11 protein-coding genes are annotated in these 12,744 nt (G+C 53.6%); 4 read left to right on the top strand and 7 right to left on the bottom strand.

What is annotated here, in order from left to right; translation table 11 throughout:
• Positions 1-3 precede the first annotated feature (3 nt).
• The 6 genes from gatA to AMM48_RS17375 form a co-directional block, all read right to left on the bottom strand.
• Positions 4-1,482 carry an Asp-tRNA(Asn)/Glu-tRNA(Gln) amidotransferase subunit GatA gene (gene gatA / locus AMM48_RS17400; RefSeq protein WP_102785062.1) on the bottom strand — a complete coding sequence of 493 codons (1,479 nt, stop codon included), beginning with the start codon at positions 1,480-1,482 and terminating at the stop codon, positions 4-6.
• A complete protein-coding gene (gene gatC, locus AMM48_RS17395) occupies positions 1,482-1,772 on the bottom strand; it encodes an Asp-tRNA(Asn)/Glu-tRNA(Gln) amidotransferase subunit GatC (protein ID WP_022730672.1) in 291 nt (96 codons plus the stop codon). Before gatC ends, gatA begins: the two co-directional genes overlap by 1 nt.
• A gap of 346 nt (positions 1,773-2,118) precedes the next feature.
• Positions 2,119-3,339: an ABC transporter permease gene (locus AMM48_RS17390; protein ID WP_102785061.1), complete on the bottom strand. Its 1,221-nt coding sequence runs from the start codon at positions 3,337-3,339 to the stop codon at positions 2,119-2,121.
• Between the two features lie 4 nt (positions 3,340-3,343).
• Positions 3,344-4,909, bottom strand: a complete 1,566-nt coding sequence (locus AMM48_RS17385; RefSeq protein ID WP_244271276.1) for an ABC transporter permease — start codon at positions 4,907-4,909, stop codon at positions 3,344-3,346.
• Between the two features lie 198 nt (positions 4,910-5,107).
• Complete coding sequence (locus AMM48_RS17380; protein ID WP_102785059.1) at positions 5,108-6,220, bottom strand: extracellular solute-binding protein; 1,113 nt, start codon at positions 6,218-6,220, stop codon at positions 5,108-5,110.
• 87 nt (positions 6,221-6,307) lie between these two features.
• Complete coding sequence (locus AMM48_RS17375; RefSeq protein WP_102785146.1) at positions 6,308-7,408, bottom strand: ABC transporter ATP-binding protein; 1,101 nt, start codon at positions 7,406-7,408, stop codon at positions 6,308-6,310.
• Between the two features lie 294 nt (positions 7,409-7,702).
• On the opposite strand from AMM48_RS17375, the gene ruvX reads away from it, so the two are divergent.
• Complete coding sequence (gene ruvX / locus AMM48_RS17370; protein ID WP_102785145.1) at positions 7,703-8,239, top strand: Holliday junction resolvase RuvX; 537 nt, start codon at positions 7,703-7,705, stop codon at positions 8,237-8,239.
• A gap of 70 nt (positions 8,240-8,309) precedes the next feature.
• Here ruvX and AMM48_RS17365 read toward each other — a convergent pair whose 3' ends face one another.
• Positions 8,310-9,125, bottom strand: coding sequence for a VOC family protein (locus AMM48_RS17365; RefSeq protein WP_102785058.1), 816 nt, complete (start codon positions 9,123-9,125; stop codon positions 8,310-8,312).
• A 251-nt stretch (positions 9,126-9,376) separates the two neighbouring features.
• Between AMM48_RS17365 and AMM48_RS17360 the strand changes: the two genes are divergently transcribed.
• From AMM48_RS17360 to pyrC, 3 genes are all read left to right on the top strand, one after another.
• Entirely contained in the window at positions 9,377-10,300 is a 924-nt protein-coding gene (locus AMM48_RS17360; protein WP_102785057.1) for an AEC family transporter, read from the top strand.
• A gap of 165 nt (positions 10,301-10,465) precedes the next feature.
• The gene (locus AMM48_RS17355; RefSeq protein WP_101300911.1) at positions 10,466-11,425 is read left to right on the top strand and encodes an aspartate carbamoyltransferase catalytic subunit; all 960 of its coding nucleotides are present in this window, start codon (positions 10,466-10,468) and stop codon (positions 11,423-11,425) included.
• Complete coding sequence (pyrC, locus tag AMM48_RS17350; protein ID WP_102785056.1) at positions 11,422-12,744, top strand: dihydroorotase; 1,323 nt, start codon at positions 11,422-11,424, stop codon at positions 12,742-12,744. Before AMM48_RS17355 ends, pyrC begins: the two co-directional genes overlap by 4 nt.

Below are 12,744 nucleotides of genomic sequence, written 5' to 3'. Positions count from 1 at the left end.
GGATCAGCCCTCCTGCCCGAATGGTTTTGCGGTGAAGTTGGCCGCACTTTCAAGCACGCCCCCGACACGCAGAACGGTTTCTTCGTCAAACGGCTTGCCAATCAGCTGCAAACCAAGCGGAAGACCTTCGGACGACAGCCCCGCAGGCAATGACAGGCCCGGAAGACCCGCAAGGCTTGCCGGAACGGTGAACACATCGTTGAGATACATTTTGACCGGATCGTCTTCGTTTTCGCCAATTGCGAAGGCCGCAGACGGTGCGGTTGGTGCCAAAATGGTATCAACAGTGCCAAACGCATTTGCGAAATCTTCGTAGATGCGACGACGGACTTTAAGCGCCTTATTGTAATAGGCGTCATAATAACCAGCCGACAGCACATAGGTCCCGATCATGATGCGGCGCTGGACTTCTTTACCAAAGCCAGCGGCACGCGATTTGGAATACATGTCATCAAGGCTGTCGCCTTCGTCCATCACACGCTGTCCATAACGCAAACCGTCATAACGAGCCAGGTTCGAAGATGCTTCTGCCGGGGCAACAATGTAATAGGTACCAAGCGCATATTTGGTGTGCGGCAAGGTCACATCGACCACTTCCGCCCCCGCGTCGCGCAACATGGCAACGCCATTTTCCCAAAGCTTGCTGATTTCTTCGGGCATACCATCAACCCGGTATTCTTTGGGAATACCGATTTTCATACCGCGAATGTCACCCGTCAGGGCGGCTTCAAAATCAGGGACCGCCATCGGGGCAGACGTGCTGTCCTTGGCATCGTGCCCGGCCATTGAACCGAGCATGATGGCTGCATCGCGTACGGTTTTGGTCATCGGACCGGCCTGATCAAGCGAACTTGCGAAGGCAACAACGCCCCAGCGTGAGCAACGACCATAGGTCGGCTTCAAGCCAACAATACCGCAATAGGATGCCGGTTGACGGATCGAGCCACCGGTATCTGTCCCGGTTGCGGCAAGCGCCATGCCACCGGCAACGGCGGCGGCCGAACCACCCGACGAACCGCCGGGCACAAGGTCCTTGCCGTCTTTGCCTTTCCACGGGTTAATTACATTCCCGTAGTAGGATGACGTGTTGGCGGACCCCATGGCGAACTCATCAAGGTTCGCCTTGCCGAGCATAACCGCACCATTGTCAAACAGCTTGCTGGTGACGGTGGATTCATATTCGGGTTTGAACCCTTCGAGGATGTGCGATGCGGCTGTGGTCTGAACACCTTCGGTGCAGAACAGGTCTTTGACCGCAATCGGCAGGCCTTCCATGTTGCCAGCATCACCTTTGGCGCGCTTGGCATCGGATGCCTTGGCCATCTCGATGGCTTTGTCCGGGGTTTCGGTGATGTAAGCGTTCAGGTTGCGATGCGCTTCCATCGATTTCAGGTGCGCTTGGGTCAGTTCGACCGAAGTGTAATCACCCTTTGCCAGACCGTCGCGGGCCTCGGCAAGTGTCAGCTTTGTCAGATCAGTCATTATTCAACCACCTTGGGCACAACAAAACAGCCAGCATCGGTCATCGGTGCGTTTGACAGCACTTTTTGCTGGATGTTGCCATCGGTGACTTCATCCTTGCGCAGCGGCAAGGTCAGATCGGCAACCGACGTCAGCGGCTCACAGCCTTCGACATCAACTTCTTGCAGTTCCTCGACAAAATCGAGGATACGGGTCAAATCACCCGCCAGTTCGGTGAGGCCTTCTTCGGACACGTTGATGCGTGAAAGATAGGCAATACGGCGAACTGTTTCCTTATCCAAAGACGACATGGATGAAAGTCTCTCTTAAGGAATGACAAAAAACCCGGCAGATGATCCATCTGCCAGAACGTGAATTACAGCGCGGAAACTAGCACCCCGACGCCCCCGCCGCAAGGGCCGGTAATGCCGATGATCATGTGCCATCGTGGTCGTTTTGATTTTACGATTTTACGGCATCGTATTGGCACGATGCCCACACACATCAATACACAATAACAAACGCCATAATGCAGATACGAATGTGCGGATTTTTAGGGCCCGACATGCAAACGGGCCGACGACACTGAATGCCGCCGGCCCGGTTTAACTTGGTTAGACATCCCGGTCTGTTTGGTCCCGGTCTGATGTGTTCGGCTTACCCCGGGCTCATGCCCCGCAGACGCTCGGAACGACGGCGGAGCAACTCAACCGTTAGCAGGAGCAAGATTGAGACCGATACAAGGATTGTCGCGGCTGCCAGAATGGTCGGGGAAATCTGTTCGCGCAAACCAGTGTACATCTGCCATGGCAGGGTTTGCTGACGGGCTGAGCCAACGAACAATACAACGACCACTTCATCAAACGAGGTGATGAAAGCAAACAAACCGCCTGAAATTACACCCGGCAGAATAAGTGGCATTTGCACCCGAAAGAACGTCGTGACCGGGTTTGCTCCCATATTCGCCGCTGCACGCGTCAGCGATTTATCAAAGCCCACCAGTGTCGCCGTGACAGTGATAATTACGAAGGGAATCCCCAGTACCGCATGAGCAAGGATCACCTTCACATAACCAACAAATGCCTGATTAAGGCCGAGATTGACCTGAAGCCAGTTGCCAAGCGGCGCATAGAAAAAGAACATGCCAGTCGCAGAAATGATCAATGGCACAATCATCGGTGAAATCAGGATGGCCATCATTGCCTGTCGACCGGGCACATGAGACTGGCTCAGACCGATGGCCGCCAGCGTTCCCAGCGACACCGATATAATTGTCGCAATCGGCGCAATGATCAGCGAGTTTTTGAGCGGCACCATCCACTCATCCGTCCCAAGGAAGTCACGATAATGCTTCAGGCTATAGCCTTCGGCCTTAAAACTCAGCATTTCAGGCGTAAAGGTGAAGAAGTTTTCAGCATTGAAGCTGAGCCAAATGACCGGGACCAACGGTGCGATCAGGAAGAAGAACACGAAAGCACAGATGAACAGGAACGTGCTGTGCCAAAGCACCTGCCCCGGTGTGTAATAGATTGGCACACGTTTACGATACTGACCGGTGCCAACCCATGTCGCGAACCAGCCCATCGAAAGGCCGACAAGAAATCCGCCAAACAGACCGCCAACACCGCCGAAAATTGCCGCGACGACGCCGAAAAGCACGGCAACGCCCCAGATGCTTTTCCAACGCTTGACCGACGTGATCTTTGCCAGAATACCGGCCAATGCCGCACCAACAATGGCGCCGCCGATCAACCCGATCCATGGATCACCAAAGATGTTGCCGGTTATAAAGCCGAACATCGCCCCCAATACTGCCACGATTGGCATCGTGAAGGTCAAAAGGTCCGGCCGTTTGATTTCAATGATTGCAGTACTCATGCCCTTAGCCCCCCAACTTCACGTTATCAATGCCGACAATCCTGTCATAGCACCAGTACAGACCCAGCACGACCACCAGAAGGATAGAACCCAATGCTGCCGCCAAGCCCCAGTTGAGTGAACTTGAGATGTGATAGGCAATCCGGTTTGAGATGAAGACACCACTTGTGCCACCAACGATTTCCGGCGTGATGTAATAGCCAATGGCCAAGATGAAGACCAGGATCGAGCCTGCGCCAATGCCCGGCACCGACTGGGGGAAATAAACCCGCCAGAACGCGGTCCAGTTGGTCGCACCAAGCGACTTGGCCGCCCGAAGGTAGCTTGGCTGAATGGTTTTCATCACGGAGTAAAGCGGCAGGATCATGAACGGCAGCAAAATATGCGTCATGGCAATGATCGTACCGGTCGCATTGTTCATCAGGATCAGACGATCAGCATCATTCACAAAACCAAGCCAAACAAGGATCTCGTTGATGACCCCTTGTTGTTGCAAAAGGACTTTCCATGCAGAGGTCCGAACAAGAAGCGACGTCCAGAACGGCAGAAGAACAAGGATCATCAGAATACTGGCCGTGCGCATTGGCAAGTTTGCCAGCAGCCACGCAACTGGGTAGCCCAGAATGACACAGCTTGCCGTAATGATGAGTGCCATCACAAGTGTTCGCATAAATAGCTGGGTATAGATTTGCTGGTTTTCTGGTTTCTGTTCGATCCCGTCCGGGGTCAATTGCATATCGACCGCATTGAGGAAATAGCCTGACGTCATGCTCGATGAATAGAGCTTGATCGTGGCCCAGACATCATGCGACAGCCAGTCTTCATTCTCAGCCGCGAAGGCTTCGCGGAAGCCGGTTTGCGGCAGTTGGCCGACATTAGCCGCCGCAGCTTTTAAGGCGTCAGCCCCCGGCCCGGTATAGCTTTGGATCGCGGTGACAGTTTCGGGGGTGGTCAAATCCATCCCCAAGGCACCATAGACAGATTCCCAAGGGTCTTCCTCGGCAACGGTGTCTTCTTCCTCGATCGCGGTCCAGATTGCGAAATCTGTATAGGCACGCGTGGTCCAGGGCAACATCTGAGCAACCTGCTCTGACGGGACAAAGCCGACATCCCCGCCCATGCTTTCGCCAACCATTGCAGCCCAAAGATCGCGGCGCTCCTCAAGCAGATCTTCGCCGTCGGTGCCAGACATCATTTTGTACCAGAACGCACCGTCCTTGAAATTCGCATCGATGTCTTCGAGCGGATCCTGCCATTCTTCACCAACGTCATCCAGCGAACGCCCGGTGGTGCGCAACAAGGAAGACAGTCCGGTTTTTTCATAGTTCAGGCGCGTCCCTAACCTGGTGTGCTGTTTGGCTTCTGATGCCTTGAACAGGTCCAGATAAAGGTAGCGGAAAACTTCTTCGGACGGCGGCACCCCGGTTGAACCATCCCATTCGGCAAGCTCAGTTACCACGCCGGGAATTGTATCGGGCACGATGTCATTTTCAACAGAGCGGAAAAGCATCGACAAAATAGGAACGACAAAGGTCACAACCACGAACAGCAAAAGTGGCGCGATCAGCATCAGCGCTCGTATCTTTTGCCGCATTAAAGCCCGTCGCAAGCTCTGTTTTAGTGGCCTGCCATCCGCTGCCAGCACTAACTCTTGTGTCGTATCACTCATCACGCCCCCGTCAGCCCGCCGTTTTGTCGGTCTGTTATATCGATTGGTCACACTTTAATGGGAAAAGGGGGCCGCAGGCGGCCCCCTTCCAATTAGCTCTTACTGAGCCAACCAAGCCTGGAACTTGGCATCGATATCATCGCGGTAATCAGCCCAGAACTCGTAGTTATACAGGAACGTGTTCTTGCTGTTTTCCGGATCGGTCGGCATATGCGGCGCCATTTCGATACCCAGTGTGGCATGTTTGCCAACCAGCGGAGCCGAAGACGCACGTGCCGGGCCATAAGAGATATATTTGGACTGGTCAGCCAAACGCTGCGTGTCGGTTGCGAAGCGAACGAAATCCTTCACGCGGGCAAGACGATCTTCTGGCAGGCCGGCCGGAATGATCCAACCGTCAAGATCGAAGACCTGTGCATCCCAAAGCATACCAATCGGTTGATCCTGCTCAACAATCGCGGAGAACAGACGACCATTGTAAGTCGACCCCATGAAGACTTCACCATCAGCAAGCTGCTGCGGCGTATCTGCACCAGCGCTCCACCAGATCACGTCGTCCTTGATGGTTGCGAGCTTATCAAGTGCCTGCTGCTGACCTTCCGGGGTACCGAGAACGTCGTAAACCTCGTCCTTGGCAACACCGTCGCAAAGCAGTGCCCATTCCATGTTATTGATCGGGCGTTTTTCGAGCGAACGCATGCCTGGGTATGTTTCGGTATCGAAAATTGCACAGATATCGGTCGGTGCAGCGGTGCCTTCCGGAACCATGTCGGTGCGATAACCAACGGTGGTGGAATACACAATCTGCGGGATAAAGCAATCGCTGACCAGAAGATCACCAAAGTCATCCTCGGCCGATGTGCCATCAGGTGCTGGCGCAAGAAGCTCGTTGGCATCAATTTCCATTGCCAGACCTTCGTCGCAAAGGCGCAACGCGTCAGAAGCAACAACATCAACCAAATCCCAAGTGACGTTGTTGGCTTCGTTCATCGCACGCAGTTTGGCAACGGCCTCGTTCGAGCTTTCGTCCCAAGTGATCGTAACATCTGGGTTCATGGCTTTGTATGGCTCGGCATAAGCCGCAACCTGACTGGCCTGATACGCGCCACCCCAGCTTACCAGCGTCATATTTGAAGCCATATCGGCGGCAAAAGCCGTACCACTGGCCGCGACAAGCAGTGTCGTCGCTGAAAGGGTCTTTAAAAGTTGCATAGTTATGCTCCCTGATTGTTTCCCGGAACTATTGACTTCGGAAGGCACCCGGGCGTGCCAATCCTGTTTCTGCCTAAAGTCTGATCGTCACGCGTCTAGTGCGCGGCAATCTTCTGCAAGCCAGCCGATTTCGATCTGCTGGCCCCGCTTCAGACGTACCTGATCTGGTGCATTTCTTGTTTTGATCACAAACTCGTCGTTCCCGGCCACACGCAGACGTGTGCGGAAAATATCGCCCATATAGATGAATTCCAGCACCTCGGCTTTGAGTGTGTGGGCATCTTCGTGGAGACGATCCCTGTTATATTCAACGCGTTCTGGGCGGATCGACACACGGGTGCGTTCGCCGACTTTACTTACGTTGACCGGTACGGCGTCAATGACTTCGCCGCCATCGAGCTCAATGACGCAAGTATTGCCCTTGATTTCTTTGACAACACCTTCAAGCGTGTTGTTCTCGCCAATGAATTGGGCGACGAAGCTGTTTTCCGGTGTTTCATAAAGCTTATCTGGCGGCGCAAGCTGCTGAATGCGGCCATCGTCAAACACGGCAACCCGGTCTGACATGGTCAGGGCTTCGGTCTGATCGTGGGTCACGTAAACGGTGGTGATGCCCAACTGATGCGCCAGATAGGTGATTTCAAACTGCATTTTTTCACGCAGCTGTTTATCAAGTGCGCCAAGCGGTTCATCCATCAGAACCAGTTCCGGCTCAAACACCAGTGCGCGCGCCAAAGCGACACGTTGCTGCTGTCCTCCCGACAATTGTGCCGGACGGCGACCACCAAAATCGCCCATCTCGACCATGTCGAGTGCCCTTTTGACCTTCTGTTCACGCTCGGCCTTGCCAAGCTTGCGAACTTCTAGCGGGAACGCAAGATTCTCGGCAATGGTCATATGCGGGAACAGTGCGTAGTTCTGAAACACCATACCAATACCGCGCTTGTGCGGCGGGATATTATTGATGGAAACACCGCCCAAGCGAATGTCGCCATGCGTGGCTGTCTCAAAACCTGCGAGCATCATAAGGCATGTCGTTTTGCCAGACCCTGATGGGCCAAGCATCGTCAGGAATTCGCCCTTTGGCATCGATAGGTTGAGATCTTTCACGACAAGCGTTTCGCCATCGTAGCTTTTCTGTACGCGTTCAAATTCAACAAACGCGTCATTAGATGCACCGTCGGTCAAGCCCAAATACCCCCTGTTTTATCTTCATTCACTTTGAGTTTCGTTTTCGCACAAATTTTGTGCTGTTTTCAGTTTTGCTCAAATTTTGAATTCACACATTAGAACAAACAAGCTGCTTCAGTTCAACCTAAAGAAACACCAAATATAGAAGCATTGCGACATAACCACACAAAGATTACACCAAAAGCAGCATTATCGACTGCTGCCAGGGGTGCGGGCTGCTATGCGTTCACGGATGGGCAACATGATTGCTTTGCGCTGGTATTTTATCGCCAACGAACCTATAAGGTCGCCATGATTTGCAATGATACACAGGAATTGCTGCGGTGCCTGACACCAGCAGCGCGCGTTTTGGGGCTTGATCTTGGCACCAAAACCATTGGCGTAGCCCTTTCAGATGTCGGGCTGCAGATTGCATCACCTTATGAGCTGATCTCGCGGAAGAAATTCACCCGCGACGTTGCACAGCTTTCATCAATCGTCACCAAGCAGAATGTCGGGGGCATCGTCATTGGCTTCCCGCGTGAGCTTGACGGTACGATTGGGAAAGCTTGCCATCGGGTTTACGCGTTCATCGACGAGATGGAAAAATATATCGACCTGCCCGTTTTGATGTGGGACGAGCGCCTGTCGACCAATGCGGTTGAGCGCATCCTGATTCAAGAAGTCGACATGACGCGCAAACGTCGCGCGGAAGTCGTCGATAAAACGGCGGCCGCCTATATCCTGCAAGGTGCGCTTGATAACCTTAACCGTCATACTGATCCGGGCGAAAATGCTGTGCCCGATGAAGAAGAAGACGATTTTGAAGATGAGGGCGACGAGGCATAAACGCCCCTACGCCAAGCACAAGCGACGCAACACCAAATTGAAAGCTGCCTGATATTTCAGGCGGCTTTTTTTATTTGGCAGTGATCACAACCATCACGCCAAAGAATTTCGAGGGCGGCAGGATCAGTTGATCCTTTTTATAGATCGCCCCCAGCGTTTTTGCCGCATCCGCAATCCGCGACATGTCATCGACAATCAACTCAAACCCGGCGAACCCGTCCGTTGGGAAGTTTGGATCATCAATGCCGTATTTGTCGATCAACTCATCGCCGTGCAGGGCTTCGACCAATCCATCGACATCAATGCCTTGATAGAATTCGCGTACGGCATCCGCAGCCCAATGTGACAAGAAGACCTTGCCAATCGCGCAGGCCGTATTTTGATGTGACTGATATTCGGGGAAATAGAAATTCTGAGGTGGATGGCGATGCTGGCAAACAAAACTGACCGCATTTCGTAATAAAGGATGGTTGGCGAATGCCAGCGCAAACGCAACACCAACTTCATCACCCTGTGGCGTTTTGGCATCGCGTTCGAAATGAAAGACGCGCGGCACAGCCGCTCCGGCGGCAATGAAATCTTCGCGATCTTTTTCCGCATCGTGTGACTGCAGGGCCAGCATCGACATACCTTCGCGATGGCGCAGGTAGTCACGGTTATAAACGGCAAAGGAAAATGGTGACGCAAGATCGGTTTCGGCAATCTTGGCTGGCTCAATGACCGACAGTAATTCGATGTACATACCATCAAGCTGGATCAGCGCATTGCCGGTCCCAAAAGGGTGGATCGCACGCGGGGTTACGGTAAAGCCAAGCTCGGTATATGCGGCAATTGCGGCATCAAGATCGTTCACACACAAAACAAGATGATCAATCGCGCGCGGCATGTGGTAACCCCTTAATGGTGGTGGTGTAGAAAACGCTTTCAATTGAAATCAGTGTACATTGTCAGCATTATGAACCCTGTGCTGACTATCACAGTCTGATATCATCGGCAAAGCACAACTGGCTCACAGTCAGATCACGACCTGCAAATCAGTTCCCTAGACCAAGTGGTTGCTTTACAATCGTAAATCAAGCTCCAGACTGCTGATCGAAAGACAAGCATCGCTCGCAGTTCTATGTTGAAAGACATTTGATGATCGCCATTCTTTCCGCCCTGCTACCGACATTTGCCCTGATCATTCTGGGGTATGTCTTACGTCAACGGCGTTTTCTGCCTGATACGTTCTGGCCGGGTGCGGAAAAACTGACCTATTTTGTGACCTTCCCGGCCTTGCTGTTTTCCAATACGGCCAAGGCCGACCTTGGCAGCTTACCGCTGCTCGGGATTGCCGGGGCAATGCTGGGGACGATTGCGATCTGCACACTTTTAATTCTTGCAATCAAACCGGTGCTTAAAGTCAGTCCGGCAGCATTTTCATCGCTGGTGCAAGGGGCCATTCGCCCCAATACCTATATCGGCCTTGCCGTTGCAGCCGCCTTGCTAGGGACGCACGGATTAACGGTGACTGCCCTTTGCGTCGCACTGGTGGTGCCGACCGTCAATGTTATCTCGGTTCTTGCCTGCGCGCATTGGGGAGACAATGACCGCACACCCGGCGTGTTGTCGCTGCTGCGCGATGTCGTCAAAAACCCGCTATTGATGGCCTGTGTCCTCGGAAGCCTTATGAATGTCATCGGGGTTGGGTTGCCCCCAGTCATTGGTCCGTTCCTTGAGGTTCTTGGCCGGGCAGCCCTTCCGATAGGCTTGCTTGCGGTTGGAGCCGGACTTGATCTGACAGCAGCCCGGCAGGCGGGCATTCCCGTTGGTATCTCAACAATTGGAAAACTGGCAATCAGCCCGGCAATCGCCGCGGGGCTTTGCATCGCATTGGGATTACCCACGACCGACATGGCGGCCGTTGTCCTATATGCCGCCCTGCCCTGTTCGGCCAGTGCCTATGTACTGGCGCGCCTGATGGGCGGGGATGCGCCGATGATGGCCAGCATCATTACTGTCCATACACTGGTGGCAATTGCGAGCATGCCAATCATTGCCATTCTGGTGCATGCGGTTTAACGCGGGCCCTGTCCACGCAACCGTCCGGAAAACTTGACCATGCAGTCAGGAAACAGGCAGTATAACAGCGCAATATTTACCTTTTCGTGACCGGGCCAATTGGGTATGCTCCGCGCGAAATTCTTCCAGGATCACCCAAGGGAAATGTGCAACGCCATGAGCGTCATGGGACCAGCGGCGGATCATTATCCGCACCCACACCTCCTCGGCATCGAGGGTCTTACCCCCGGGGAAATCACCCTTATTCTTGATCGGGCACAGCATTACGCGGAAAAGAACCGTTCTGCTGACAAGACCAGTAATATTCTGGCCGGTGCCACGGTTGTTAATCTGTTTTACGAAAATTCCACCCGTACCCTGACGTCCTTTGAGCTCGCCGCCAAGCGGCTTGGTGCGGATGTCATCAACATGACGGTGGGAACGAGTTCGGTCAAAAAGGGTGAAACCCTGATTGATACGGCGATGACGTTAAACGCGATGAACCCGGATGCACTTGTGGTGCGTCATGGCGACAGTGGTGCTGTCAAATTGCTCAGCGAAAAAGTCAATTGCGCGGTTTTGAATGCCGGGGATGGTCGCCATGAACATCCGACACAGGCGTTACTAGATGCATTGACCATTCGTCGCCACAAAGGTCGCCTGCATCGTCTCAACGTTGCGATTTGTGGTGATATCGCCCATTCACGCGTGGCACGGTCCAATATCTTGTTGCTCAACACCATGGGATCGCGGGTGCGCCTTGTGGCCCCACCGACCTTGATCCCGTCAAAGATCGACCGGATGGGTGTTGAGATATTCCATAACATGGAAGAAGGCCTGAAAGACTGCGATATCGTCATGATGTTACGTCTTCAGCTTGAACGCATGGAAGGAAGCTTTATCCCTTCGGTGCGTGAGTATTTCCATTTCCATGGTCTTGATCGTGCCAAACTGGCAAATGCCAAACCCGACGCGCTGATCATGCATCCCGGCCCCATGAACCGTGGTGTCGAAATCGATAGTGAAGTGGCTGATGACGTCGAACGGTCGGTCATTCGTGAACAGGTCGAAATGGGGGTTGCAGTCCGCATGGCAACCCTTGAACTGCTTGTCCAGAACCATAGAACGATGGGAGGTCAGGCATGAGCCCCGCCATTCGCGCCAAAGGCGCTGGCCAAAAGGCATTTATCAATGCCCGCCTGATTGACCCAGTCAAACAAACCGATGCCCTTGGCGGTATTCTGATCAACGACGACAAAATCCTTAAAAGCGGTGCCGATGTTACGACCGATACCGTGCCCGAAGGTTATCAGATCACTGATTTGAACGGGGCGTGTCTGGCACCCGGACTGGTGGATATGCGCGCGCAATTGCGCGAACCGGGGTTTGAGCATCAGGAAACCATTGAAACCGCCGGAAGATCGGCGGCCACGGGCGGCATTACAACGATCATTGCCCTGCCCAACACCGATCCGGTGATTGATGACGTGGCGGGTGTGGAATTTATCGCACGGCGTGCTCGCAAGGTTGGGTTGGCAAAAGTTTTTGTCTACGGCGCGGTATCCAAAGGCATTGAAGGCAAGGAAATTACCGAACTTGGTCTATTGCATCAGGCCGGTGCGGTTGCCTTTTGCGATGGCATTCAGACGATTGCCAGCGCACGCCTTTTGCGTCAGGCACTGGCCTATTCGACCTTCTTTGATGGCATGATTGTTCAGCATCCCGAGGAACCGGAACTTTCCAGGGGGGCGGCGATGAACAGTGGAGAACTTGCCACCCGTCTTGGTCTTTCGGGTGTGTCGCCCTTGGCCGAGGTTATTCAGATAGAACGCGATTTACGGCTTGTTGAAATGACGGGTGGACGTTTGCATTTTGCCCATATTTCGACCGGTGAATCGGTTGAGGTGATCCGCAAGGCCAAAAAACGTGGCCTAAAAGTCACGTGTGACACGGCACCGTTTTACTTTGCGCTCAATGAAAACGCGGTGTCTGATTACCGGACATTTGCCAAACTGTCCCCACCCCTTCGATCCGAAGACGACCGTCAGGCGATTGTTGCCGGTTTGGCCGATGGCACGATTGATGCCATTGCGTCGGACCATAACCCGCAAGATGTTGACTCAAAGCGCCTGCCCTTTGCGCAGGCCGCCGCAGGTGGTGTCGGGTTTGAAACGTTGCTGCCCATCGCACTTGAGCTCTATCACAACGGGCATATGTCACTGCTTGAGGTCATCACGAAATTGACCCGTGTTCCCGCAGCGCTTGTCCGCATCAAGGGGGCTGGCACGCTTGAAGAAGGAACACCGGCGGATTTGGTGATCTTTGATCCGGACCGTCCGTGGAAAATTGATCCTTACCAATTCCAGTCCAAATCAAAAAACTCGCCCTTTGATGGTCGCCTGACACAGGGGCGCGTCTTGCGCACCCTGATTGACGGCCGCGAAGTGTTTACGGAAGGCGCCTGA

It is taken from the genome of Thalassospira sp. GB04J01, from assembly GCF_000751115.1.
Lineage (GTDB): Bacteria > Pseudomonadota > Alphaproteobacteria > Rhodospirillales > Thalassospiraceae > Thalassospira > Thalassospira lucentensis.
The sequence above is the reverse complement of the archived record's forward strand: the minus strand, read 5'-3'. Positions and strand labels throughout refer to the sequence as shown.